Annotated in this window: 30 protein-coding genes; 8 read left to right on the top strand and 22 right to left on the bottom strand. The window is 66.4% G+C overall.

Annotated elements, in window-relative coordinates; translation table 11 throughout:
- Nucleotides 1–6 precede the first annotated feature (6 nt).
- Nucleotides 7–255, top strand: coding sequence for a hypothetical protein (locus L0C60_RS07675; protein ID WP_234505739.1), 249 nt, complete (start codon nt 7–9; stop codon nt 253–255).
- On the opposite strand, the gene L0C60_RS07680 is transcribed toward L0C60_RS07675, so the two are convergent.
- The 6 genes from L0C60_RS07680 to L0C60_RS07705 are packed head-to-tail and all read right to left on the bottom strand — an operon-like array spanning nt 252 to nt 6,144.
- Nucleotides 252–1,184, bottom strand: a complete 933-nt coding sequence (locus tag L0C60_RS07680; protein WP_234505743.1) for a vWA domain-containing protein — start codon at nt 1,182–1,184, stop codon at nt 252–254. The two genes, L0C60_RS07675 and L0C60_RS07680, sit on opposite strands and share 4 nt — an antisense overlap.
- A complete protein-coding gene (locus L0C60_RS07685) occupies nt 1,181–2,101 on the bottom strand; it encodes a vWA domain-containing protein (protein ID WP_234505745.1) in 921 nt (306 codons plus the stop codon). Before L0C60_RS07685 ends, L0C60_RS07680 begins: the two co-directional genes overlap by 4 nt.
- A complete protein-coding gene (locus L0C60_RS07690; protein ID WP_234505748.1) occupies nt 2,068–2,937 on the bottom strand; it encodes a DUF58 domain-containing protein in 870 nt (289 codons plus the stop codon). Before L0C60_RS07690 ends, L0C60_RS07685 begins: the two co-directional genes overlap by 34 nt.
- Nucleotides 2,897–3,934, bottom strand: coding sequence for an AAA family ATPase (locus tag L0C60_RS07695; protein WP_243092644.1), 1,038 nt, complete (start codon nt 3,932–3,934; stop codon nt 2,897–2,899). Before L0C60_RS07695 ends, L0C60_RS07690 begins: the two co-directional genes overlap by 41 nt.
- A gap of 57 nt (nt 3,935–3,991) precedes the next feature.
- On the bottom strand, nt 3,992–5,086 hold the full coding sequence (locus L0C60_RS07700; RefSeq protein WP_234505755.1) for a zinc-dependent alcohol dehydrogenase: 1,095 nt from the start codon (nt 5,084–5,086) through the stop codon (nt 3,992–3,994).
- Nucleotides 5,083–6,144, bottom strand: coding sequence for a class II aldolase/adducin family protein (locus tag L0C60_RS07705; RefSeq protein ID WP_234505758.1), 1,062 nt, complete (start codon nt 6,142–6,144; stop codon nt 5,083–5,085). The genes L0C60_RS07700 and L0C60_RS07705 overlap by 4 nt, the downstream gene beginning before the upstream one ends.
- A gap of 44 nt (nt 6,145–6,188) precedes the next feature.
- Between L0C60_RS07705 and L0C60_RS07710 the strand changes: the two genes are divergently transcribed.
- Nucleotides 6,189–7,163 (top strand): P1 family peptidase, encoded by a 975-nt coding sequence (locus tag L0C60_RS07710; protein ID WP_234505762.1) that lies wholly within the window; start codon nt 6,189–6,191, stop codon nt 7,161–7,163.
- On the opposite strand, the gene L0C60_RS07715 is transcribed toward L0C60_RS07710, so the two are convergent.
- Genes L0C60_RS07715 through L0C60_RS12800 form a run of 9 tightly spaced genes read right to left on the bottom strand, consistent with a single transcriptional unit; the run spans nt 7,160 to nt 13,107 of the window.
- Nucleotides 7,160–8,170 carry a S1C family serine protease gene (locus L0C60_RS07715; RefSeq protein WP_234505764.1) on the bottom strand — a complete coding sequence of 337 codons (1,011 nt, stop codon included), beginning with the start codon at nt 8,168–8,170 and terminating at the stop codon, nt 7,160–7,162. The two genes, L0C60_RS07710 and L0C60_RS07715, sit on opposite strands and share 4 nt — an antisense overlap.
- 47 nt (nt 8,171–8,217) lie before the next feature.
- Nucleotides 8,218–9,318, bottom strand: a complete 1,101-nt coding sequence (locus L0C60_RS07720; protein WP_234505767.1) for a YwiC-like family protein — start codon at nt 9,316–9,318, stop codon at nt 8,218–8,220.
- A gap of 43 nt (nt 9,319–9,361) precedes the next feature.
- Nucleotides 9,362–9,739, bottom strand: a complete 378-nt coding sequence (locus L0C60_RS07725; RefSeq protein WP_234505770.1) for a hypothetical protein — start codon at nt 9,737–9,739, stop codon at nt 9,362–9,364.
- Nucleotides 9,736–10,032, bottom strand: a complete 297-nt coding sequence (locus tag L0C60_RS07730; RefSeq protein ID WP_234505773.1) for an AraC family ligand binding domain-containing protein — start codon at nt 10,030–10,032, stop codon at nt 9,736–9,738. Before L0C60_RS07730 ends, L0C60_RS07725 begins: the two co-directional genes overlap by 4 nt.
- The gene (locus L0C60_RS07735; RefSeq protein WP_234505776.1) at nt 10,029–10,232 is read right to left on the bottom strand and encodes a DUF542 domain-containing protein; all 204 of its coding nucleotides are present in this window, start codon (nt 10,230–10,232) and stop codon (nt 10,029–10,031) included. The genes L0C60_RS07730 and L0C60_RS07735 overlap by 4 nt, the downstream gene beginning before the upstream one ends.
- Nucleotides 10,233–10,277: 45 nt before the next feature.
- Nucleotides 10,278–10,694 (bottom strand): RrF2 family transcriptional regulator, encoded by a 417-nt coding sequence (locus tag L0C60_RS07740; RefSeq protein WP_234505778.1) that lies wholly within the window; start codon nt 10,692–10,694, stop codon nt 10,278–10,280.
- A gap of 51 nt (nt 10,695–10,745) precedes the next feature.
- On the bottom strand, nt 10,746–12,431 hold the full coding sequence (locus L0C60_RS07745; RefSeq protein ID WP_243092645.1) for a cbb3-type cytochrome c oxidase subunit I: 1,686 nt from the start codon (nt 12,429–12,431) through the stop codon (nt 10,746–10,748).
- Between the two features lie 3 nt (nt 12,432–12,434).
- On the bottom strand, nt 12,435–12,971 hold the full coding sequence (locus L0C60_RS07750) for a cupredoxin domain-containing protein (RefSeq protein WP_234505783.1): 537 nt from the start codon (nt 12,969–12,971) through the stop codon (nt 12,435–12,437).
- Nucleotides 12,972–12,981: 10 nt separating this feature from the next.
- A complete protein-coding gene (locus L0C60_RS12800; protein ID WP_267962622.1) occupies nt 12,982–13,107 on the bottom strand; it encodes a hypothetical protein in 126 nt (41 codons plus the stop codon).
- 347 nt (nt 13,108–13,454) lie between these two features.
- On the opposite strand from L0C60_RS12800, the gene L0C60_RS07755 reads away from it, so the two are divergent.
- The gene (locus L0C60_RS07755; RefSeq protein WP_234505786.1) at nt 13,455–13,652 is read left to right on the top strand and encodes a hypothetical protein; all 198 of its coding nucleotides are present in this window, start codon (nt 13,455–13,457) and stop codon (nt 13,650–13,652) included.
- On the opposite strand, the gene L0C60_RS07760 is transcribed toward L0C60_RS07755, so the two are convergent.
- Nucleotides 13,620–14,003, bottom strand: coding sequence for a YbaN family protein (locus tag L0C60_RS07760; RefSeq protein WP_234505789.1), 384 nt, complete (start codon nt 14,001–14,003; stop codon nt 13,620–13,622). The genes L0C60_RS07755 and L0C60_RS07760 overlap by 33 nt on opposite strands.
- Nucleotides 14,004–14,176: 173 nt before the next feature.
- Here L0C60_RS07760 and L0C60_RS07765 point away from each other — a divergent pair, with 173 nt between their 5' ends.
- From L0C60_RS07765 to L0C60_RS07780, 4 genes are all read left to right on the top strand, one after another.
- Nucleotides 14,177–15,544 (top strand): multicopper oxidase domain-containing protein, encoded by a 1,368-nt coding sequence (locus tag L0C60_RS07765; RefSeq protein WP_234505791.1) that lies wholly within the window; start codon nt 14,177–14,179, stop codon nt 15,542–15,544.
- Between the two features lie 153 nt (nt 15,545–15,697).
- Nucleotides 15,698–17,308, top strand: a complete 1,611-nt coding sequence (locus tag L0C60_RS07770; protein ID WP_234505794.1) for a nitrite reductase — start codon at nt 15,698–15,700, stop codon at nt 17,306–17,308.
- 79 nt (nt 17,309–17,387) lie between these two features.
- Complete coding sequence (locus L0C60_RS07775) at nt 17,388–18,527, top strand: TIGR04053 family radical SAM/SPASM domain-containing protein (protein ID WP_234505797.1); 1,140 nt, start codon at nt 17,388–17,390, stop codon at nt 18,525–18,527.
- Entirely contained in the window at nt 18,524–18,952 is a 429-nt protein-coding gene (locus L0C60_RS07780; protein WP_234505801.1) for a c-type cytochrome, read from the top strand. Before L0C60_RS07775 ends, L0C60_RS07780 begins: the two co-directional genes overlap by 4 nt.
- 5 nt (nt 18,953–18,957) lie before the next feature.
- Here the strand turns inward: L0C60_RS07780 and L0C60_RS07785 are convergent, their stop codons facing one another.
- From L0C60_RS07785 to L0C60_RS07795, 3 genes are all read right to left on the bottom strand, one after another.
- Nucleotides 18,958–19,506 carry a MarR family winged helix-turn-helix transcriptional regulator gene (locus L0C60_RS07785; RefSeq protein ID WP_234505804.1) on the bottom strand — a complete coding sequence of 183 codons (549 nt, stop codon included), beginning with the start codon at nt 19,504–19,506 and terminating at the stop codon, nt 18,958–18,960.
- A gap of 9 nt (nt 19,507–19,515) precedes the next feature.
- Nucleotides 19,516–19,995: a cytochrome P460 family protein gene (locus L0C60_RS07790; RefSeq protein WP_234505806.1), complete on the bottom strand. Its 480-nt coding sequence runs from the start codon at nt 19,993–19,995 to the stop codon at nt 19,516–19,518.
- A 376-nt stretch (nt 19,996–20,371) separates the two neighbouring features.
- Nucleotides 20,372–20,761 (bottom strand): hypothetical protein, encoded by a 390-nt coding sequence (locus tag L0C60_RS07795; protein ID WP_234506140.1) that lies wholly within the window; start codon nt 20,759–20,761, stop codon nt 20,372–20,374.
- A 117-nt stretch (nt 20,762–20,878) separates the two neighbouring features.
- Between L0C60_RS07795 and L0C60_RS07800 the strand changes: the two genes are divergently transcribed.
- Nucleotides 20,879–21,148: an indolepyruvate ferredoxin oxidoreductase subunit alpha gene (locus L0C60_RS07800; RefSeq protein ID WP_234505810.1), complete on the top strand. Its 270-nt coding sequence runs from the start codon at nt 20,879–20,881 to the stop codon at nt 21,146–21,148.
- On the opposite strand, the gene L0C60_RS07805 is transcribed toward L0C60_RS07800, so the two are convergent.
- From L0C60_RS07805 to L0C60_RS07815, 3 genes are read right to left on the bottom strand one after another with little or no spacing between them, the layout of a single operon-like run.
- The gene (locus tag L0C60_RS07805; protein WP_234505812.1) at nt 21,145–21,360 is read right to left on the bottom strand and encodes a hypothetical protein; all 216 of its coding nucleotides are present in this window, start codon (nt 21,358–21,360) and stop codon (nt 21,145–21,147) included. The genes L0C60_RS07800 and L0C60_RS07805 overlap by 4 nt on opposite strands.
- Complete coding sequence (gene feoB, locus L0C60_RS07810; protein ID WP_234505815.1) at nt 21,357–23,435, bottom strand: ferrous iron transport protein B; 2,079 nt, start codon at nt 23,433–23,435, stop codon at nt 21,357–21,359. Before feoB ends, L0C60_RS07805 begins: the two co-directional genes overlap by 4 nt.
- A complete protein-coding gene (locus L0C60_RS07815; RefSeq protein ID WP_234505818.1) occupies nt 23,432–23,659 on the bottom strand; it encodes a FeoA family protein in 228 nt (75 codons plus the stop codon). Before L0C60_RS07815 ends, feoB begins: the two co-directional genes overlap by 4 nt.
- Between the last annotated feature and the right edge of the window lie 39 nt (nt 23,660–23,698).

Here is a 23,698-nt window from a genome sequence, read left to right on the forward strand (position 1 = left end):
TGGGCTATGAAACCCTTCCTTCTGGGCCTAGCCCTGGGAGGGCTTCTGGGGGCGGGGATGGCCTTCCTGGCCCGTCCTGGAGAGGCGGCGCCGGTGCAGTTCGCCTTGCCGCCTGCCCAAGGGGAGGGGGTTTGCGAGCCCCAGGTCTACCTCTTCCTAAACGGGCAGTTTTTCCGCATGCTTCCCGTCCCGGGTGGCGAGCCCCAGGAGCTTTTCCCGGTGGAGCCCGTGCCCAACCCCTTTGGCGGCTCCTAGGCGGGGGAGAGGTAGCGCCTTAGCCCCACCCCCAGAAGGGCGAACACCCCGCCCAGGAGGGCGAAGAGGCCTGTGGCCTCCTCCTTGGCCACCTCCAGGCGCATCCCTTGGGCCAGGCGGCGGTAGAGCTCAGCAAGCTCCCCTTCCGAGCGGATGAGGTGGTGCTCCCCGCCCGTCATCTCGGCGATGGCCCAAAGGAGCTCCTCGTCCACCTCGTAGGCCCCCGGGAAGAAGCCGAAGCCCATGACCGGGTCCTCGGGCCCCGGGGTCCAGCCCGGCACCCCCACGCCCACGGCGTGGACCTTCACGCCCATCCTGGCCGCTTCCGCGGCCGCCTCCAAGGGGTCCATGCCCGTGCGGTTCCGCCCGTCGGTGAGGAGGAGGATCTCCCCCTTCCCCCCCGCCTGGCGGATCTGGGCTAGGGCCTCCACGATCCCCTCCCCGATGGCGGTGGAGCGGCCGAACTCCAGGCTATTCAGGCTGTCCAGGAGCCTTTTGCGGTCCGGGGTGGGGGGGTGGACGGTCTGGGCGGAGCCGCTAAAGGCCACGAGGCCGATGCGGAGCCCTTTGGGGGCCTCCTCGAGGAAGGTGCGGGCCGCTTCCTTGGCGGCCTCGAGGCGGTTCGGCTTCAGGTCCGTGGCCATCATGCTCCGGCTCACGTCCACCACCAGGATCACCACGTTCTCGCTCGTCCGCCCTAGGAGGGGCAAGACGGGGCGGCTTGCGGCGAGGGCCAGGAGGAAAAGCCCCAGGGCGAAGAGGGCCGTGGGGAGCCAGGGCAGGGGCCCCTTGGCCTCCCGGGCCGCCTCCTGGAGGAGGGATGCCAGGGGGTGGGGCAGGGTGGCCTTGGGCCTTCCCCGCCAAAGCCCCAGGAGGAGGAAGGCGAGGAGGAGAAGGAGGCTTAAGGCCTCCGGGGCCAAGAGGCTCACGGCCACCTCCCTTCCCGGGCCAGGGCCAGGTAGGCCCCAAACCCGAGGAGCAGAAACCCCGCCACCGCTAGGGCCTGGGTGAGCTCCTGGGGGCGGTTTTTCCAGACGTAGTGGGGCTTAAGCGCCTGGTAGAGGGGGCGGAAGTCCTCCGCGAGCACCCCACCCCCCGTGGCCTGGGCCAGGCGGAGGAGGGTGCCTGGGTCCGTGGGCACGAAGTAAAGCCCCTCCCCGATGCGGCTCACCGCCCCCCGGGGGTCCCCCAGGGGCCGGACGAAGACGGGAACCTGGGCGCGGGCGAGCGCCGCCGCCACCTCCAAGGGGTCTTTGCCGGCGTTGGCCGCCCCGTCGGAAAGGAGGAGGATGGCGGCGGGGGGCCTCGCCTCCGGGAGGTCCCGTTCGGGGCCCTCTGGGCGGAGGACCCGCCTGGCCTGTTCCAGCCCCTGGCCCAAGGGGCTTACACCCCCCGGCTTCAGGCCCGAGAGGGCTTCCAGGAGGGCTTGGCGGTCGGTGGCGGGGGCGAGGACCAAGACCGCCTGGGGGCCAAAGCTCACGAGGCCCACCTTCACCGAGGGGTCCAGCCCCTTGAGGAAGGCTTGGGCCAGGGCCTTGGCCTTCTCCAGGCGGCTTGGGTTTTCGTCGTCGGCGGCCATGGAGTGGCTTGTGTCCACCACCACCACGGCCTGGGTGAGGTTTTCCCGCCAGGGAAGGGTGGCCTCGGGCCGGCCTGCGGCGAGGAGGAGGAAGAGGGGCGCAAGGAGGTAGGGGAGGGGGATGGGCTTGGGCCTGGGGGCGAAGGGGGGGTCCAGGGCGGTTTCTAGCCGCCTTTTCCCCCCTTCCGCCAGGAGGAAGAGGAGGAGGCCCGCCACCCCCAGGAGGAAGGCCCCTAGGAGAAGGGTTTCTGGGCTCTTGAAGGCCACCTGCGCCTCCTTTCCACGAAGCGGAGCAGGAGGGGGAGGAGGTCCATCTCCGTGGAGGCCAGGAGGAGGTCCGCCCCCGCCTTCCCGATCTCCCGGATCCGGTGCGCCCTTAGGGCCTCCGCCCGCTTCCGGTAGGCCTCCCGCACCCGGGGGTCAAAGGCGTTCACCTCCACCTCCAGGCCCCTTTCCGGGTCGCGGAAGCGCCAGACCCCGCCTTCGGGCAGGGCCCGCTCCAGGGGGTCCTCCACCAGGACCGCCACCGCATCGTGCCGGGCGGCGAGGCGGGCCAGGGCCTCGGCGAAGGGGTCCAGGAAGTCCGAGAGGACGAAGACCAGGCTCCGCCGCCGGGCCACCCGCCCGAGGAGGTCAAGCCCTTCAGCCAGGGGCCTGGCGGGGCCCTCCTTCTGCGCCTCCTGCGCCAGGAGGAGGGCCTGGGCCTTGCCACCCCTGGGGGGGAGGAGGCCAGAGGGGAGGACCGCCCCCACCCGGTTCCCGTGCCTTAGGGCGATGTAGGCCACGCTCAGGGCGAGCTCCAGGGCCAGGGCGTACTTCTCCCGCCTTCGGGAGCCAAAGCGCATGGAGGGGCTCCCGTCCAGGAGGAGCCAGAGGGTGAGCTCCTTCTCTTCCCGGAAGCGGCGCACGTGAAGCTCCCCCGTGCGGGCGGTGGCGGGCCAGTCTATGCGCTCCGCCTCGTCCCCAGGGTTATAGGGGGCGATCTCGGCGAGCTCCAGGCTCTTGCCGTAGAACACCCCCCGGTAGTCCCCGAAGAGGAGGCCATCCAGGGGACGCACCACCTTAAGCTCCAGGCGGGCTAGGAGCGCTTCGGGCGTCTCCATAAGGGTCATGCAGGGGCACGAAGGGGGCGGGGAGGCGCTCCAAGATGCCCCGGAGCACCGCCTCCGCCGTGATGCCTTCCGCCAGGGCCTGGTAGGAGAGGACGAGGCGGTGGCGGAGGGCGTCCAGGTAGAGGTCGCGCACGTCCTCGGGGAGGGCGTGGGCCCGGCCCCGCACCAGGGCCAAGGCCTTGGCCCCCTGGACCAGGGCCAAGGAGGCCCGGGGGCTTGCCCCAAAGGCCACGTAGGGCTTGAGCTCCTTTAGCCCCGCCCCTTCCAGGTTCCGGGTGGCCTGGACCAGGGCCACGGCGTGCTCCGCCACCTTGGGGTGGACGTAGACCCGGTCGGCCAGGCGGGAGAGTTCTAAAAGCTCCTCCAGGGAGAGCACCTTCTCCACCCGGATCTCCTCCCCCGTGGTCATGCGGCGGACGATCTCCAACTCCTCGTGGAAGGCGGGGTAGTCCACCACCACCTTGAGGAGGAAGCGGTCCAGCTGGGCCTCGGGCAGGGGGTAGGTGCCCTCGCTCTCAATGGGGTTTTGCGTGGCCAGGACGAGGAAGGGCTTGGGCAGGGGGTAGGTTTCCTTCCCCAGGGTTACCTGGCGCTCCTGCATGGCCTCGAGGAGGGCCGACTGCACCTTGGCCGGGGCCCGGTTGATCTCGTCCGCCAGGAGGAGGTGGGCGAAGATGGGCCCGAGCTCCGTGCGGAACTCCCCCTCCTTGGGGTTGTAGATGCGGGTCCCGAGGAGGTCCGCCGGCACCAGGTCCGGGGTGAACTGGATGCGCTTGAAGCTCCCCCCCAGGGCCTCCGCCAGGGTCCGCACCGCCAGGGTCTTGGCCAGGCCGGGCACCCCCTCAATGAGGAGGTGGCCCCGGGCCAAAAGGGCCACCAGCATCCTCTCCAGGAGGTGGTCCTGGCCCACGATGACCCGCTTGACCTCTTTGAGGAGCCGCCTAAGCTTCTCCCCGGCCTCTATGAAAGGCTCTTCCTCCCAGGGCATGCCCCCTCCCTCCGCTTTGCCGGGAGTATAGCCCTAGCTCCCTGGGGCCATCCCCGCCTAGGGCACATTTGGCCGGAAGAGGGCCTTGCCCCGGGCGGAAAGGGCCTCCTTCCAGGCGGGAAGGGGGTAGACCCCGCCGATCAGGGCCTCCAGGCCTCCAAGCTCGGGGAGGAGGCTCACCGCCTCCGCGAACTCCTCCCGGGTGTAGGTGTAGCTCCCCACAAGGCCCACCTCCTTGAACCAGAAGGGGGAAAGGTCCACGGGCTCAAGCCCTGGGGCGCCCAGAAGGAGGACCCTACCCCCTTCCTCCGCCAGGGCGAGGGCCTCCCGGAAGCCCCGGCCGCTTCCCGAGGCCTCTATCACCCCTGGGTACCCGCCCCTGTGGCCCGTGAAGAGGAGGTAGCGGTAGCGCCGGCTTCTCGCCCCTTGGGCCTCCTTGGCGCTTGCGAAGACCTCGTCCGCCCCGAAGGCCTTCGCCCTTTCCGCCTGGTGGGGGTACTTGGCCACGGCCAGGACCCTTCCCCCATAGCCCAAGGCCCTGAGGAGGCGCACGGCGAGAAGGCCCAGGGTGCCCATCCCCAAGACAAGGACCTCCCCGGGCCATGGCCTGAGCTTCTTGAGGCCCCTCAGCACCACGGCCAAGGGCTCCGCGAGCACCGCCCGCTCCTCCGGGACCCCGTCCGGGATGGGGTAGAGCCGCTCGGGCCGGGCCAGGACCCACTCCCCCCACCCCCCGGGGAGGTCCCGGTTGTAGCCCAGCATCCCCGGGGCCAAAGCCCCCTCCGCCACGTTCTCGCAGAGGCCTTCCTCTCCCCCCTGGCACCTCCGGCAGGGGGGAAGCCCCCGGTCAGCGCAGGCCAGGAGGGGGTTCACCGCCACCAGGTTCCCTTCCACCTCCCCCAGGATCTCGTGGCCCAGGACGGCGGGGAAGGAGAAGAAGGGGCTTATGGAGGGGGGGCTTTTGCCGTAGAGGAGGGCGAGGTCCGAGCCGCAGACCCCGCTTAGCCGGACCCTCACCCGCACGAAGCCCTCCCGTTCGGGCAGGGGGACTTCCGCGAGGGCCAGGGGAAGGAGCCCCTTGGGGAAGCGTTTTCCCAGGACCCGGGCCCCGAGGAAGCGGGGGAGGGAGGGGGTATAGAGGAGGGCCTTCATGACATGGGCACGGTGCGGATGAGCTTGCCCTCAATGCGCTCTAAGATCTCGTCCAGGCTCCGCCCGGTGATGGTGAGGCCGTGGTTCTTAAGCCCCACCACCGCCCGGGTGGGGTCGGGGGCTTGGCGCACCTTCTCCGCCACCGCCTGGGCCAGCTCGTAGGTGCCGCAGGGGTAGTTGAAGGGGGTGGCGGGCACCCCCTCCATCCAGGCGTGCACGTGCAGGATGGCCCCCACCCCGGGGTGTTCCCGGTAGATCATCCAGTGCTCTATGGCGTCCACGCTCACCCGCCTGGGCTCCACGTGGGGGGGGACGGAGAGGAGGATGGCGTTCCTTTCCGGATCGTAGTCCTTCACCATGAGGATGTCCCGGCCGATCTCCCTGAGGTTCGCCTTGTCCACCCCGCTCGCCGACATCCAGAAGCGCTTTTCGTCCTTGCGCACGGAGAGGTTGCCGTAGGAAAGCCCCCCGATGCCGTAGAGGCGCTTCACGTGGCGGAGGTCCTCGGGGGGGAGGATCTCCTCAATGGGGAAGGGGGCAGGGAGGAGGTCCCATTCCTTGAGCTTCTTCCCCGCCCGGTACATGCTTTCCGTGAGCGCATCCCCGTGCCAAAGCTCGGGCTCGAGGTCGGGCTCAAAGATGTTGTTGAGGACGAGGCGGCTACAGGCGATGGGCTTAAGCCTTTGGGCCACCCGCTCAAAGAAGCCTTCCCCCTCGGGCTCCTCATAGTGGCCGAGCTCCAGGGTGAGGAACTTGACCCCCTTTCCCGGCACGTAGGCCAAGAGCACATTGGAAAGGGCCCGGACCAGGTAGGGGTAGAGCTCGCGCAAGGGGTCTTCCGGGTACTCGGGCAGCTCCAAAGCGGAGGCCACGAAGGTGGCCTGGGCCTTGCGGCGGTAAGGCCTTGGGTTTTCTGGGGTGATGGCGTTGAGGACCAGGTTGGGGGCTTCCGCACCCGGGTTAAAGCGGAAGCCCTGGGCCTCCAGCGCCTTGCCCACCCCTTCCAAAAAGGCTTGGAGCCTGGGCGAGGGTTCGCCGTGGATGAGGTACTCCCACATACCGCCTCCTTGTCTTGCCCCTAAGCCTACCCCATACTGGCCCTATGGCGGAAGCCTTGTGGGGCAAGGAGGCGCTTTTCCCCGGGGTTAGGGTGGGGCACTTCACCGACCCCAAGGCCCGCACCGGGTGCACCGTGGTCCTGGTGGAGGAGGGGGCGGTGGCGGCGGCGGACGTGCGGGGGGCGGCCCCGGGCACGCGGGAGACGGACCTCCTCCTCCCCGAGAACACCGTGGAGAGGGTGCAGGCCGTCCTCCTCACGGGGGGAAGCGCCTTTGGCTTAGGGGCGGCGGAGGGGGTTATGGCCTACCTCCGGGAACGGGGGAAGGGGTTTCCCACCCCTGGGGGCGTGGTGCCCATCGTCCCCGCCGCCGTGCTCTACGATCTCGGCCGGGGGGAGGTCTTCCGGCCCCCCTCGCGGGAGGCGGGGTATGGGGCCGCCTTGGCCGCAGGGGAGGAGGTGGCCGAGGGGAGCGTGGGGGCGGGCACGGGGGCGGTGGCGGGCGGGGTCAAGGGGGGCTTTGGCCTTGCGGGCTACCGCCTGGAAGAGGGCTTTAGGGTGGTGGCCCTGGCGGCGGTGAACAGCCTGGGCCGCCCCTTTGACCCCTCCACGGGGAGGCTTTACGCCGAGCCCTTCCTGGCCGAGGGGGAGTGGGCCCTTTTGCCGGACCTTTCCCGCTACCGGGGCTTTCCCGAGGACTACCGCTTCCCCCTCCTTCTCGGCCAGAACACCACCCTGGCGGTGGTGGCCACGGACGCCCCCCTCACCAAGGCGGAGGCCAGGCGGCTTGCCATCATGGCCCAGGACGGCTTGGCCCGGGCCATCCGCCCCGCCCACACCCCCTTGGACGGGGATGTGGTCTTTGCCCTGGCCCTGGGGGACGGCAAAGGGGTGGGCCCCCTGGGGCTCTTGCGCCTTGGGGCCTACGCCGCCGACGCTTTAGCCCGGGCCATCGCCCGGGCGGTCCTCCTGGCGGAGGGGATGCCGGGGGTGCTTGCGTACCGGGAGCTTGCGGGCTAGCGCCCCGGGAAAGGGGCGAGGAGGGCTTCCACCTGGAAGACCTCGCCTCCCCTTCGCACGGTGAGGCGCACCCTTTCCCCCACCTCCCGCTTGCGCACCTCCCGGAGGAGGTCCTCAAAGGAGTTCACCGGGGTGCCGTCCACCTCCAGGATCACGTCGGGGACGCCCCCCGACTCTAGCCCCCTAAGCCCCGCCCGGTGGGCGGCCCCACCCGGCACCACCTCGCCCACCAGCACCCCGCCCGGGGGAAGCCCGAGCTGCTGGGCGAGGTCCGGGGTGAGGGCCCTAGGCCCCCGTAGGCCCAGGTAGGGCCAGTAGCGCCTTTCTCCCCCCTCCAATGCGGAGAGTACCCCTTGCCGCCCCAAAAGGGGCGTGTAGAAGCTCCGGAACCCCTCCTCCGTCTGGCCGATGGCCACCGCTATCCCCAGGACCTTGCCGCTAGCGTCCAACACGGGCCCGCCCGAGTCCCCGGGGGCGAGGGGGAGGGAGGTTTCCACGAGGCCTTGGGGGAGGAAGGGAGAAGGGCTCACCTCGAGGCGGGTCACCCGCCCGTACCGGGGGGCGATGAACTGGCCCCGGCCGTTGCCGATGTGGAGCACGGCCTCCCCCACCCGGGGCCGCCTTTCCGTTTCCAGGGGAAGCGTCCTGGGCGCTTCCCCTTCCGTGGCGAGCACCGCCAGGTCCAAGGGCTCGGCGAAGCCCAAAAGCCGTGCCGGGGCCCGGGCGCCAGTAGCGAGGACCAGGGTGTAAGGCCCTCCTTCCGCCACCACGTGGTAGGCGGTGAGGACGAGGCCTTGGGCGTAGAAGAAGCCCGTGCCCCGGCTCCCCTCGGGGCCTTCTATGCGCAAGGCGGCGGTGTGGGCCTCGGCGTAGACGGCCTGGAGGGTCTCGGGGGGTGCCTGGATGGGCTCGGCCCACGGGCGAGGGGGCGTGAGGAGGTGGAGGAAGAGGGAGAGAAAGGCCAGGGCCAGGGGCAGGAGGAGGAGTAGGCCCCACGCTTTGCGCATGCCCCTATTCTTCCCCAAAGCCCAAAGGGCCAGGGTACGCAAGGCCACTATCCGTGTCCAAGGAGGAGAAGCCCGAGGAGGAAAAACCCCACCGCCGGCCAAGGAGGGGGTCGCCGGAGCAAGGTGTGGGCCAGGGCCACCCCGAGGAAGGCCAGGAAGGGGTGCGGGGATAGCGGCCCCCCCAGGGCCAGGTAAAGGAGGCCGAGGAGGGCGTTCAGGTCGTAAAGGCCCAGGGCAAGCCGGGCCGCCCGGGGCACCTCCTTGCGGAGGAGAAGCCAAAGGCTCAGGGCGAAGGCGAGCCCCACCAGGGCCCACCCCAGAAGCCGGTGGAGGCTTGGCACCCTCAAAAGGGTGGTGGGAAGCCCCATCTGGGTGTAGCCAAGGGTGGTGAGGAGGACCAGGAGAAGGCCAAACCCCATCTGGGTCCAACCGATGACCCGGGCCGGCACCGGGGGGCGGAAGAGGGCGTAGCCCCCGTAAAGGGCGAGGGCGAGGAGCCCAAAGAAGACAGCGTGGGGGAGAAGACCTTCCTGGGCGAGGAAGAGGGCTAGGGCCGCTGACAGGAAAAGGGCGAGGAGGGTGGGGTAGCGCTTGGGAGAGGCGCCCCGGGCCCTCAGCACCTGGGTGCGGGCGTAGTAGAGGGCGGCCACGTCCCTTAGGGCTAGGGCGAGGAAGCTTCCCAGGGCCACCTCCGCCTCGAGGCTCCCCGCAAGCACCCCCGCCGGGGCCAAAGCGGCCATGAAGAGGGCCGCCGCCAGCTCTGGGAAAAGCTCCCGGGACCGGTTTTTGGCGTCGGCGTAGGCCACGTAGGCGGCAAGGGGGAGGGCCAGGAGGAGGGGAAGGAGGAAGGGACCTTGGGCGGTGCGGGCGGCGAGGAGGAGGCCCGAAAGGGCTAGGAGAATGTAGAAGCCCCCCACCCTAAGGGCCAGCTCCGTGCGGGGGTAGCGCTTGCCCTTCCGCAGGTCCTGGTAAGCGAGCTTCAGCGGGTGCCGGGCCAAAAAGCCGAAAAGGCCGAGGAGGAGGAGCCCCAGGGTGTGGGGTCCAGGGGAGAGGAGAAGGCCCAGGAAAACCGGCTCCAGGGTAAAGCCCCAGCCCCCGTGCTCCGCAGGCAGGGCCACCGACCTTAGGGGAACGCTTGTGGTACGCATCCTCGCCTCCAGGGTAGGGGAAGGGTGCGGGGGCAAAGGTCCCTTAGCCCCACAGCACCTCCAGCATCAACAGGGCGAAAAGAAGCCCAGCCAGGGCAGAAAGCCCGGCGAAGACCCCCCAAAGGGTTGGGCCCCAGCCAAGCCCCCAACCCAAGGCCATGCCCAGAAGCCCTAGGTTGGCGAGACCCACCTGGACGAGGGCGAGTCCGGGCCGCCGGAAGACCACGCCCCGGAACCGGGGCAGGGCGTGGTAGGCCACGCCGTAGATCATGAGGCCCACGAAGCCCAGAAGTTGCATATGGGCGTGGGCAGGTTTCCAGGTGGGTGGCAGCATGCCAAGCCCCATCAGGAGGCCAAGGAGGTTGGCGGCCATGAACCACAGGAGGGCGCTGGTCAGGGCGAGGCGGCTTGCGGGGATCATGGGCGGGGGGTGATGATGCCGAGTACCAAAAACCGCCCCTGGGCGGCCCGCGCCCCGTGGGGCTCGCCTGGGGAGGCGTCAAGGAGCGTACCTGGCCGGGCTAGAACCTCCCGTTCCCCGGCGAAGAGGGTGCCCTCTCCTTCCAAGCAGAGGAGGTGGACTCGAGGCTCCCCCTTCCCCCTCACCTCTTGGCCGTTCTGCAGGCTGAAGAGGACCAGGCGCACCTCGGGGTAGTCGGCCAGGACTTCCACGCCCCGCACCGTTCCGAAGCGGGCATTTTCTAGGAGGTTCATTGGCGCGCCTCCTTTTGCAGGAAGTGGGCTAAGGCGTTCAGGACCTCTATGGGGTCCTGCCCTGCCTGCCTGGCCGCTTCCTCCAAGGGCTCGGCCCCGCCGCAGCAGGTGTCCACGCCGAGCTCGTTCAGAAGCCGCACGGCTTCTGGGTAACGCCGCAAGATCTCGTTGACCGGGGTCGTGAGGGCGATCCCTTCCATGCCTTTAGCCTAGGGGGCTAAGTGGAGGAGGGGCCATGACCTAGGTTAAACCTTTTCCGGAAGGAGATCTTTAAGGGTGAGGCTCCCTAGGGCCTTCCGGATTTCCAGGTTCATGCGTACCAGGTTGGGCTTGAGGTAGCAGACGCCCCGCCTTTCCTCTGTTGGACATCGTTTTAGGGTGGCGCAAAGGTCCAGGGCTACTGGGCCGGAGAGGGTCTCCATGACCTTGAGGAGGCTAATCTCTTCAGGGGCACCTTTGAGCCACACCCCTCCCGCACGTCCCATCCGGCTTTCCACCAGCCCCGCCTTGGCCAGCTTGGAAAGCACCTTGGCCATGAAGGCGGGTGGGGCTTTGAGTTTTTGGGCGATCTCCATTGCGGAGAGCCCAGGTTCCTCCGCCAAAAGGAGGAGGGCATGGAGGGCATAGGACTCTTCCCGCCGAAGGAGGCTGCGCACGGGCATGCCCCTATGGTAAACCCCCGGGATTCCCCCGGGGGCCGGGAAGGAAGGGTTCTACCGAACGCCGATGGGCCACGCTTGGGAAAGGAAGTAGTGATTGTAAAGATAGTACAAGAGGAAAAAGGCCAGGAAGAGCAGGGCGAGCAGGTAAACGCCTTTGGGGGTGACGGAGCCCTCCTCAGAGCGCACGGCGTAGGTGAGGCGAATCTCCTCATCGCTTAGCCGTTTACCCCAAAGGAGCGAGCCTACCACCAGTAGGACAAAAAGCAGGCCCCCTGCCAAGGAGAGCGCACCGCCAACGCCCATGGCAACAAGCAGGGTGGAAGCTTCCGGGGGGTAAGCGAAGCCGAAGGGGCTTCCCCCGAACTGGAAGGTGTCTCCGAACCGCCGGGGGAGGCCATAGACCACGCCAAGGCGCATCATCGCTAGGGAGAGCAAAGCCATGCCTAGGCCAAAGAGCCAAGGTTGCCAGGCGGCCAGGCGCGGCAAGACCACTTTCCGGCGGAAAAGAAGGGGAAGGAGGTAGTAGGTTAGCCCCATAAAGGCGAGGCTTGTCCCCACCACCACAGTTCCCTTGAAGTGGCCCACCACGGCCAGGGTATTGTGCCACTTCAGGTTCATGTCGTAAGAACCCATGGTTACGCCGCTTACGCCGCCCAGCAGGCCAAAGAGGAGTACGGAAAGGAAAAGGGCGGAGAACCCGGGATTCCCCCAGGGGGCGCGAAGGAGCCAGGTGAAAAGCCCTTGGGAAAACCCCTTTATACGTAACCCACGTTCAATGGCGGCGGGCACGGAAAAGGCATGAATCAGGCTTCCCAGGACGGCCACGTGGATGAGGTAGCCGGTGTTCACCCAGGTCCAAGCGCTGGAGAGCGCTCCTGTCGGTTCGGTGAGGAGGTGGTGAGCCGAGCCCAGGTTAATCCCTAGCAGGTAAAGCAGAAATGCGATGCGGGATAACCTTTCGCTCGGAGTTGTGCCCCCCACGGTGAAGAGGGCCAGGAGGTACCACGCGGTGACCATGGCGGCAAGGTTGACCTGTTGGGCTCCGTGGCCGAAACCCCAGTAGGTATGCCGCCACCACAAGGGATCTAGGCTCGGTAGGAGGCCTAAGGACCAGAGAAAAGCGGGGATGAAAGCGATCGCCCCCGAGAGGAGGGTGGAGGTGGCCAGGATAGCGGCGGTGAGCGCCCCGAAGGCGGCCAGGGGCATGGAGGGGCCGTAGGCCTTTGTCTTCCAGGCGCGGTGGAGGGTGAGGAAGAAAACGAGGACGGCCAAGATGGCACCCACGGCGAAGAGAAGGACCGCTAGGTAGAAAAGAGAAGGGGCCTTTAGGGGCACGTAGGGGGTAAAGGGCAGGAACGAAAGGGGCTGGGCCATGCCCAGGTAGTTGATGAGGACCGCCCCGCCTAGCATGAGCCCGAACCCTCCCCATGCCAGCTGGGGCAGGGCTAGGGGCGTTTTGAGGATGGCGGACGCAGCGAAGTAGAGGAGGGCCACCTCAAAGAAGAGGATCCAGAAAATGAGCATGTTCCAGCCGTGCAGGAAGGTGGCCTGATAGTACAGGTTGGGGGGAACCACTTCGGGTCCAAGAACCCGGTTCAAGGTGGTGGGAATTACCCAGAGAAAACCCAGAAGCAGGAAGACCACAGCGGCCACAGCGTTCCACCGAACCAGGGTTTCGGCAACGCCAAAGAGCTTAAGCCCTGTGGCAGGGCAGGTGCGTTCTAGAGGCAGGGCCATGCTTCACCTCCTTGACTTCTCCACCAGGATTCTTCCCAGCATGGTGTGGTGTCCCAAGCCGCAGTAGTCGTTGCAGACGAGGGTGTATTCGCCGGCCTCGGTGGGTTTAAAGGTATACACCCACTCATAGCCCGGGTAAAGCTGGAGGCTCCACTCGTGGGGGTAAAGGCTAAAGCCGTGGGGGAAGTCCACAGAGCCCACATGGAGCCTGTAGGTTTCCCCTTCTTCAAGCTTTAGGACAGGGTACCAGCTGAAGGCTTGAGCCATAAGGTAAATGTCGCCAGGGGGTGGAGCCACCACGGGGATCCCGTTCAGCTCTCCCACGCGGTGCTGCTCGGTGAACTCCAAGACCTTTTGCCGATAGGCCTGGGGGTCCACCCGGTACGCCTCGCCATGGGTGGTTTGGCGGCCTGTAAGGTGCCATATGCCCATGAAGGCGGATAAGAAAACGATGGCGAAGAGGGCCGCCAGGGTCAACCAGGTCCGCTCTTCGGGAGTAACGGGTTCATTGTGCCAGTCCTTGGGAGGATAAAGGGCCATAGGGACCTCCTTAAGGCTTGGGGATACGGCTGATGTCCAGCCAACCCCACACGAGGTAGAGGCCGACAAAGAGGACCACGTGGATGCCGAGGAGGAGCCAGGGGTTGTCCAAGAGCCAGTGTTCCTTTTCGGGCATGTGCCACCTCCTTTAACTACGACCTACACATCCGAGTTTTATGGAAGGCCGGAAGGGTGTCAAGTACAAAAGTCCCTGGGCGGCTCTCCTAAACTTGGCCTATGCCCTTGTGGCTTCCTTCCCTGATGGCCCTCCTGCCGGCTCACCTACAGAGTCTGGGTGCGGGATTGGGCTGGAAAGGGTTCTGTGGGGACCTGTTGGCAAGCCTGGGACAAAGGGCATATGGGGGAGCGGCGGAAGCCTTTTTTTACGAGAGCGTGTTGTTGTGGGGGTTAATCCTTCAGGGGGGGCTAGGCTATACCCTTCTTTTCCTCAGCTTGGTTCTTCCGGAGGCTTTGAAGGGGGGTGTGGGAACCTTGCTCCGGGCCTCTTCAGGGCTTTTGGCCCTAAGCCTTGCGGCCTTCTACTTGGCCTCGAGGCTCCTTGGTCTGCCCCTTCCCACCCCTTACGGCCTCGCATGGGGAGGACGGGCGGCCTGGGACCCCTTGGGCGGGTTTTTGGCCCTATGGGAGCTATTGGTGTTTTGGATCTTCTTGCGGCGCTAGGGTGGGGATCCGCCACCAGAGGAAGTAGATCCCATAGGCAATGAGGAGGAGCACGAGGATCCGGACCCAAGGGTGGGGGAGGCTAAGGGTGCCGAAAAGCGCCGCTGCCAAGGCTAGGCCGCTGGCTAAGCGTTTGGTGCGGAGGGGTATGCCGCGGCCTTCCCGGTAGTTCTGGAGCAGAGGGCCGATCCTGGGCAAGGAGAGCAGCCAGCGTTCCAAGCCAGGGTGGCTGCGGGAAAAGAGATAAACGGCGACCAGGAACAGCGGGGTGGCGGGGAGGACGGGAAGCACGGTTCCCAAAAACCCTAACCCGGTGAAGAGTAGGCCGAGTAGGAGATAAACGAGCCGCATAGCTCGTAGTCTATGCCTGCGCTGTGGGGTTTGGCCTTGGGTTATGTCAAGGCCTAACCCTGTCCCAGGATGAGGGCTAGATCGGGACATCTGCCACAAGGACACCTGTCCTTGGGGGTGGGTGCTAAAACACGGATGAGTAGGTCCGAGTTAGGGCCTACCGGAGGTGAACGATGAAAGGTGCAAGGTTCCTGTTGGTGGCGGCTGTGGCCCTTGGGGTGCCTGCCTTAGCAGCGGTCAAACGTTTTGAGCTGACGGCGCAAAGCAGCGTGTTCCCCGTGGACGAGGGGGTTTACGTAAAGGGGTTTTCCTTTAACGGCATGAGCCCAGGGCCCATGCTGGTGGTGGAAGAGGGCGATACTGTGGAGATAGTTCTCAAGAACGTGGATAGCGTAGCCCACGGGCTCTCCATCCACGCCGCTAACACTCAGACCTCCAAATTCCTGGGCAACGTCCAGCCGGGGGAGGAGCGGGTCTTTCGTTTCACCGCTGACTTCCCGGGGGTCTTCATGTACCACTGCGCCCCGGGTGGGCACGGGATTATGGCCCATACCATGGGTGGCCAGCACGGCATGATTGTGGTGGAGCCGAAGAAGAAGTACCGCCTCGAGGCCGAACTAAAACGCCCGCCTGACCTCAAGCTCTACATTGTCCAGAGCGAGTGGTACGCTTCGGGAAGGGACTTCTTTGATGGCAAGGCCACCTATGTGGTTTTCAACGGGTACAACTTCCGCTACGTTAACGAGCCCATTCCCGTGCGGCCGGGCGACTACGTGCGCATCTACTTCCTTAACGCCGGTCCCAGCCTCACCAGCACCTTCCACGTGGTGGGGGGCGTTTGGGAGTACATCTACTACCAGGGCAACCCAGACAACGTCATGAAAGGCAGCCAGACCGTGCTGGCGGGTCCTTCGGACTCCTGGGTTATTGAGTGGCGGGTGCCTCCGGTGGAAGGGGACTATACCCTGGTAACCCACGTCTTCAATACCGCCATCAAGGGAGCAGTGGGAATATTGCGGGCCAAGAAGGACGCCCCGCGGGTGCGCACGGTGCCGGCGGAGGGGCCGAAGGCCCTCACCGCCATCCCTGCGGACGCGAAGCGGGTGCTGGACCCCTACGGTCTGGGAACCCCTGACCACGAGCACACGGTTCGCTTGCCCCTGGACCCCGCCTTGGCCCAACCCGTGACCGTGGGGGCAAAGGCCCTGGATCCCTTGCCCGTGCGGGTACAGATGGTAGGCAACTCCTTCTATCCCAAGATCTTGGAAATCCCCGTGGGAACCACGGTGGAGTTCGTCAACGAGGACGTCTTTGACCTCTTGGAAGGAGAGCGCACGGGACGGCACGACGCCGTGGTCATCAACGTTCAAGGGCCCGAGCCCTTTGTTACCCCCAAGCTGGGTCACGGGGAGCGGTACCGCATTACCTTTACCCAGCCCGGAGAGTACACCTACATCTGCAGCATCCACCCCTACATGAAGGGGATCATCCGGGTGTACGAACCCGCGCAGCGGGCTGAAACCTCGCAACACCAGCACTAGCCAAAGGTTAGGTCCCCCGGAGGCTACCCTCCGGGGGCTTCTTTCTTGGAAGCTATGCGTCGGGGATCTTTTGTAGCTAGGTTTTCCAGGGACCTTTGCCCTAGGACATCTGTACTACTCGGATATGGGTATCCTAGTTAGCAGAGGTGTGCCATGAAAAAGGCGATGGGCCTGTGGGGTGCGGTTTTGGTGGCGGCCTTGGCTTTGGCCCAGGCTCCGGGAACCTTGGGTCCAGTGGAGCGGGAGCGGGCTTCGCAGATCTACTTTGACCGTTGCGCCGGTTGCCACGGGGTTTTGCGCAAGGGGGCAACGGGGCCTGCCCTGGAGCCTAGGCGGATGGCGGAGCGGGGCCTAGAGTACCTGAAGGCGGTGATCTTTGGGGGGCTCCCTGGGGGCATGCCCGACTGGGGGCGGCAAGGCATTCTGAGCGAGAAGGACACCGAGCTGGTGGCCCGCTTTCTCCTAGAAGAACCCCCAGCGCCCCCGATTCCGAGCTTTGAGGAGGTCAAGAAGACCTGGAAGGTCTACGTGCCCCCGGAGAAGCGTCCCAACCGCCCGCTCCATAACCGTAACTGGCAGAACTTCTTTGGCCAGGTGTTGCGGGACACGGGTCAGGTGGCCATCGTTGACGGGGACAAGAAGGAGCTCGTAACCATCGTGCCTACGGGGTTCGCCACCCACATTCTCCGCTCCTCGGCCACGGGGCGCTACTTCATGGCAATAGGCCGGGATGGCAAGGCCAGCCTGATTGACCTTTGGATGAACCCGCCCCAGGTGGTGGCGGAGGCCAAGCCCTGTGTGGACGCCCGCTCCATAGAGTCCAGCAAGTTCAAGGGCTACGAGGACAGGTATGCCGTGGTGGGATGCTACTGGCCACCCGCCATGGTCATTCTGGATGGTCTTACCCTCGAGCCCCTGAAGATGGTTTCCACCATGTCCTATGTCAAGGGGGCAGGGGAGTTTGTCCAAGAGGCTAGGGTGGCCGCCATCGTGGCCAGCCAGCACAACCCTGAGTGGATCGTCAACCTAAAGGAGTCGGGGCAAACCTGGCTGGTAAACTACGCCGAGCTCCATAAGCCGGGCCGCCCGCTACCCATCACGATGATAGACACCGAACGCTTCCTGCACGATGGTGGGTGGGCGCTAAAGCGCTACTTTATCGTGGCGGCCAATGCAGTAAACAAGCTTATCGTCATTGACACCAAAACCCGGGCGTTCCTGGCCGAGGTGGAAGCGGGGGTAAGACCCCACCCGGGCCGTGGCTCCAACTGGACCCACCCCACCTACGGGCCCGTCTGGGCCACAGGCAACATCGGCAGCCCCGAGGTGACGGTGGTGGGCGTGGATCCCGAGCAACACCCCCAATACGCCTGGAAGGTGGTGAAGCGAATCCAACTTCCCTACTCCGGCACCCTGTTCATCAAGGCCCACCCCAATAGCCCGTGGGTCATCGTGGACTTCCCCATGAGCCCAAGCCCCCAGGCTGCAGCCAGCCTTTGTGCCATAGACAAGCGCAAGCTGGAGGTGGTGAAGTGCTGGGAGGTGCCCGGAGCCCAGGAGCTTAAGGCCCGGATGGTGCACCCCGAGTTCAACAAGGGGGGAACGGAGATCTGGGTCTCTGCCTGGGGGGCCAAGGACACGCCCACCTTCATCGTGGTCTACGATGCCTTGACCCTTAAGGAGAAGGCCCGCATCACCGGGGACTGGGTGCGGACTCCTACGGGCAAGTTCAACGTCTACAACACCGCCTACGACATCTACTAGCGGGTTTGGGGGAGGGGAGACCCTCCCCCATGACCCGGGTCATGGACGCTTACCGTGCTTTCGGCAAAAGCTTGGAACGATGGAACACCCTGATTTTACCCAGTACCCCTACTTGGTCGCTTGGGAGGTGACCAACGCCTGCATGCTGGCGTGCCGGCACTGCCGGGCCTCGGCCATGCCCCACCCGCTTCCCGGCGAGCTTTCCACCCAAGAGGGCCTAAGGCTTTTGGAGGAGGTGGCCACCTACCGGCCCAAGCCCCTCCTCCTTCTTACCGGGGGGGATCCCCTGGCCCGAAGCGACCTCTTTCTCCTGGTGGAACGGGCCAGGGAGCTGGGGCTCAAGGTAGGGCTCACCCCTGCGGCCACCCCGCTCCTGAACCGAGAGATGGTTTTCCGGCTCAAGGAGGCGGGGGTTACCCGGCTCGCCCTTTCCTTGGACGGGGCGGCGCCGGAGACCCACGACGCCTTCCGGGGGGAGAGGGGGACCTTTGCCCGGACCCTCGAGGCCCTGGACTGGGCCAAGGAGGCGGGGCTTCCCACCCAGGTGAACACCACCGTGACCCGAGACAACTGGCCGGAAATCCAAGCCCTTCCCCCTCTTCTGGCGGAGAAGGGCGTGGTGCTTTGGAGCCTGTTCTTCTTGGTACCGGTGGGCCGGGGAGCGGTGCTTAGGCAACTTTCCGCCCGGCAGTTTGAGGAGGTCCTCCACTGGCTTTACGAGGTCTCCCAAACGTACCCCTTCCACGTGAAGACCACGGAGGCCCACCACTTCCGCCGGGTGGTCCTGCAAAGGCGGAAGGCGGAAGGAAGGCCGGACCGGGCCTTGGCCGCAGGGGAGAGCCTTTACCGGGAATATTTCCAAGATGGTATGGAGCATTCCCGCCTGGGGGTTACGGACGGCAACGGCTTCGTTTTCGTCTCTGCCACCGGGGATGTTGCCCCTTCGGGCTTTTTGCCGGTGTATGCGGGTAACGTGCGCGAAAAGCGCCTTCTGGAGATTTACCGGGAAAGCCCACTCTTTCGCCAGCTCCGTAACAAGGATCTCCTGAAGGGCAAGTGCGGGGTGTGCGAGTACCGCTATGTGTGCGGGGGTAGCCGGGCCCGCGCCTTTGCGGAAACCGGGGATTACCTCGGGAGCGATCCCCGTTGCGTCTATGTTCCCCCGGCTTGGTTGGCGCAAGTGGGTAAGGGTTTCCGTTGGGAAGGGAGGCAGGCATGAAAAAGGCATTGGTGTTGACGGCTGTAGGGCTTTTTCTAGGCGGCGTATGGGCACAGGATGGAAGCCGGCTTTACGCCCAATACTGCGCCGGTTGCCATCAACCCGCCGGGCAGGGGGTAGCGGGGGCGTTCCCGCCCCTCACGGGCCTGGAGCCTTTCTTCAAGGACCCACGGGGACGCTCCTACCTGGTTCAGGTCGTGGCCTTCGGCCTCCAGGGACCCCTTAAGGTGGGCAACGTGACCTATAACGGCCTCATGCCGGCCTTGGCCCAGCTAAAGGATGAGGAAATCCTTCAGCTACTCAACTACCTGGGCCAAAGCTTTGGGAACAAGAACCCTAAGCCCTTCACCCTGGCCGAGGTTCAGGAGGCCCGAGCCAAGCGCCTTTCCCCGCAGGAGGTGCTCAAGGGGAGGCCTTCCCGCTAGAAGCCTTAGCCCAAGGCGTGGTCCGGGCAGGCCAGGCGCAGGTCCTCTGGGGCCAGGGGGAGGTGGAGGAGGGCGCAGTAAAACCCTCCTTCCCGCCGCAGGTGGCGGCAGGTGAGGCAGAGGCCGGTATCGGCCATCACCCCTTGGCGCACGAGCCCCTCGAGGACCCCCATGAGGGGGAAGAGGAGGCTTTCGGCGTCTACCCCCTCGAGGGCCTTCCGCAAGGGTTGGGCATAGCCCTTTAGGGCCTCGGCCAGGCGCCTTCCCGCCGCCGTGGGGGCGAGGCGGAAGCGGCGCCCGTCTTTAGGGTCTTTTTCCCGCACCAGAAGCCCTTTCCGCTCCAACGTGGCCAAGGCCTCGCTCACCGTGGCCGGGGTGAGGGCCAGGAGGTGGGCGAGGTCCACCACCCCGTGGGGGCGCTCGGTGAGGTGGAGGAGGAGTTGGGCCTGGGTGGCCGTAAGGCCCAGGGGGTGGGCCTCCCGGGTGAGGAGCGCCCTTTCCGCCTGGGCCAAGCGTTCTAGAAGGGCGAGGAGCTTTTCTACCCGGTCTTCCACCCCCTAAGCTTAGGGCCGGAACTCGCTGAAGACGTAATCGGTGTTGGCCGCCCCTTGGTGGCAGGCGTGGCAGGCCTTGGGGTCAATGGCCAAGGGCCGCTTGTCGGGCCCGAAGGCGTAGTAGCCCCAGCCTCCCGTTTCCGCATAGCGCTCGGGGTCTTTGACCATCATCCCGATGAGCTTCCTCGGGCCTTCCACCAAGGCGTTCCCCTCGCTTTTGGCTTCCAGGAGGTCAAAGACGATGACCGTTCCCTTGGGGAAGGGGGACCTTTTCCCCGCCTGGTAGGTGGGAAGCCCCGTGGGGTTCACATAGATGTGGTGCAGGCCGCCAAAGCTCTCGTACAAGGGATGCCCTGGCTTGAGCTCCATGCTCTTCACGTGGGGCCAAAGCCGGAAACCCTCTGGGTAGGGGAAGTCCCCTTGGCCCAAGGCCAGGAGTCCTACCGCCGAGGCCGCGAGGAGGAAAAACCGCAGACGTGACCGGTTCATACCTACCTCCTTAGGATTCCTAAATAATATGGCCTCCCCTTGGGGCCTGTCAAGCCTTGGGCCAGGGGCCCTCGAGGCTCCCCTTGAGCGGCGTTTTTGTACCGCCTCCCCTGGGCGCAGAAGCGCAGGGTGCCCCGGCCTTTTGGGGCTAAAGCCTTCAGCTTCGCTAGGGTTTCCCGCAGGTTCCGCCCGGTGACGGGCAAGGAGAGAGGGTACTTGGCCGGCTTGTGGGCGAACCCACGGCGTCGGGCACCGGAGGGGGCGAACCCCTTGGCCCACCGTCCACCCGGGCCCCTCCTGGGAGAGGCCATAGACGGCCCGCCAAAACCCTAAGCTCGTCTTCCGGTGCCGGGAGGGCGGTAGACCCGCTTGACCTTTAGGTCCATTCCGCCTCCGGCATCACACACTCCGGACACTGCATCTCTACGAAGCGGAGCCAATTGAAAATTTCTTCAACATCCGCCACCGGGCCCAGGTGGTACACCTCCAGGTAGGCATCCGTGATGGCCACCGCGCTGGGGGGGAGGGTTTGGAGAAGGGTGCCCTTGGGGTCCAGGAGGAGGGGAAGGGGGCTTGGGGAGGGTTCTTGGGCGAGGAGAAAGGCCTGGGCCCCCAGGGCCTGGAGTTCCCCCTCCCGGAGGGCGAGGGCCTGGGCCAGGGTTTCGTCCCGCACGAGGACGCAGGGCCGGCCCTTGAGGTCGGGGAGGTAGACCTTTTCCCCCTGGGGGGTGGAGAGGGTACACGTGGGTAAGGGTTTACGGAGCATGCCCTTAGCGTAGGCCAAAGCCCCCAGGGTTCCCGGTAGCGATGCCCAAAGGGGCTTGATCTGGGTCATGGACCCCCCCTGGGGCCTTTCGCCAGAGTGGGCCTTGGGAGGTGGCCTATGCCCCACGTGATCTGCGAGCCTTGTATCGGCGTGAAGGACCGGTCCTGCCAGGAGGTCTGCCCGGTGGAGTGCATCTACGATGCCGGGGAGCAGCTTTACATCCACCCGGAGGAGTGCATTGACTGCGGGGCCTGCGTGCCCGCCTGCCCGGTGAACGCCATCTACCCCGAGGAGGACGTGCCCGAGAAGTGGCGGGACTACGTGGAGAAGAATCGGCTCTGGGCCCAGACCCTGCCCAACGTGCACGTTCTGGAACCCCAGGGTTAGGTACGCCACCAGTAGACCTCCCCGGGTTCTTGGCACACGCCCCGGAAGGCGCAAGCCCCGCAGGCGGTGCCGCAGGGGAGGGGTTTGGCGTAACCCCGCCGGGCAAGCTGGTGGAGGAGAAGCCTTGCCGCCTCCGGGGTGAGGCCCAGCTCCCGGGCCAGTTGGGATGCGGTCTTGGGCGTTTTGAGGAGGTCTAGGGCCTTCTGGGTCATGGCTTAAGGGGGAGGTGTCCGGCGAGGAAGGCTAGGGCGTAGGCCAGGAGGAGCTGGTAGGCCACGGACGAAGTGGCCCAGCGCGTCCCCACCACCTGGCGCAAGGCGGCCAGGGTGGCCACGCAAGGGGTGTAGAGGAGGACGAAGACCAGGTAGGCCAGGGCCCCCATGGGGGCCACGGCGCCCTTCAGGGCGGCCTGCAAGGGGGTGGGCTCGAGGGCCAAGGAAAAGCTCACGGGGGCCACCAGGGAAAGGAGGCCTTGCAGGGTGCCCGCCAGGGCGTGGCCGAAGGCTTCGCCTAGGGTACGCAGGCCCTCGAGGAGGCTCAAGGGGGCCAGGCCCGCTTCGCCCAGGAAGCTCACCCCCAAGGCCCCCACCACCACCTCCTTGGCCACAAAGCCCGGGATGAGGGCCCCCACGAGCCGCCAGTCCCCCACGCCCAGGGGTTCAAAGAGGGGGGTCAGCGCCTGGGCCAGAAGGGCGTAGGGGCTGGTTGCCCCCAAGGGCACGTGGAGGAGGGCCCAGATGAGGAGGACGGCCACCAGGATGGGCCCCCCGGCCCCCCGCACGAAGCTTCCCGTGCGGGCCAAGGAGAGGCGGAGGAGGAGCTTTAGAGGCGGGAAGCGGTAGGGGGGAAGCTCCATGGCCCCCTCGCCCCGCCCGGCTTGGAAGAGGCGCCCAAGGAGCAAAGCGGTGGCGAGCCCCACGAGAAGCCCCAGGAGGTAGAGGCCAAGCACCACCAGGGGGGCGTTTTTCGGGAAGAAGACGAAGGCAAAGAGGGTGAAGACGGGAAGCCTGGCCCCGCAAGCCAGGAAGGGGATGGCCAAGGCCACCCGCAGGCGGTCTAGGGGGTGGGCGAGGGCCCGGGTGGCGTAGACGGCGGGCACGTTGCAGCCAAACCCCAGGACCAAGGGGATGAAGGCCTTTCCGGGAAGTCCCGCCCACTGCATGACCCGGTCGGCCACGAAGGCCATGCGGGCGAGGAACCCGGAAGTTTCCAAAAAAGCCAGGGCCAGGTAGAGGAGGAAGAGCACCGGGGTAAAGGCCAACACCGTGCCCAGCCCCGCCACCACGCCCTCCGCCAAGAAGGAGCGGAAAAGGGGCGGCAGGGGTGAGGCGGCAATCCATCCCGCGAGCACCTCCTGCACCTGGCCGATGAGGTCCACCCAGGGGCTAGAAAGGGCGAAGGTGAAGCGGAAGGCGAGAAAAAGGGCGAGGAGGAAAAGGGGTAGGCCCAAAAGGGGATGGAGGACCAGACGGTCCAGGCGCTCGGTGAGGGGGGAAGGGGTGCCGTGGCGCTGGACCGCCTTTTCGTACACTTCCTTGGCCTTCTGGTAGCGTCCTTCCAAGGCCAACAGGTAGGGGTCGTGCCCCTTGCGTAGGAGCTTTTCCCGCTCCTCCTGGGCTGCCCTAAGGAGGGGTTCGGGTAGCGGCACCGCCTCCCCCAAAAGGGCGAGAAGGGCCAGCCCCCGGTTGGGGCAGGACGGTTCCAGGGCGGCCAAGGCCTCCTCGAGGGGGGAGGGGTAGCGCACGGGGGGTTCGGGCGCCAGGGCCCCTAGCGCCGCCTCCAAAACCCCCTCTACCTGGCCCCGGGCGGCTATGGCGCCGGCCGCGGGCAGGCCCAGGGCCTCGGCCAGGGCCGCCAGGTCCACCCGAAGCCCCTTGGCCTCGGCCTCGTCCAGGAGGTTCACCACCAAGGCCATGGGCAGGCCGAGTTCCATGAGCTCCAGGGTGAGGACCAGGTTGCGTTCCAGGTTGCCCGCATCAAGGACGTTCAGGATCCGGTCCGGGGGGTTTTGCAGGAGTTCTTTGAGGACAAGGGCCTCCTCCGGGGAGGTAGGGAGGAGGCTGTAGGTGCCGGGCAGGTCCACGAGCTCCACCCGGGCCTCGCCCACGGACAGGTGGGCGGAAAGGCGCTCTAAAGTGGTCCCGGACCAGTTGCCCACCTCGAGGCCCGCCCCCGCCAAGGCGTTGATGAGGGAGGACTTGCCGGTGTTGGGGTTGCCCACCAAGGCCCACCTTTCCTCCGCCTTTAGGGCCAAGGGAGCCTGGGGTGCGCACCGGGGGCAACTCATGCTTCTTCTAAGGCCTCCACCATCACCGCTTGCGCCTCTTCTTTGCGCAGGAGCAAGAAGGCCTCCCCCGCCCGTACCTCCAGGGGGTCGCCTAGGGGGGCCTGGAGCAGGACCTCCACGAGGGCTCCGGGACGGAGACCTAGGGCGAGGAGGCGGCGGCGCTCAGGTGCCACCTGGAGCACGCGGGCGCGTCGGCCGGGAGAAAGCTGGGAAAGGGGATACATGGGGGCACCTCCTGCTCCTGAGGCTAGGGTAGGTTCGGG

It is taken from the genome of Thermus hydrothermalis (genome assembly GCF_022760925.1).
Lineage (GTDB): Bacteria > Deinococcota > Deinococci > Deinococcales > Thermaceae > Thermus > Thermus hydrothermalis.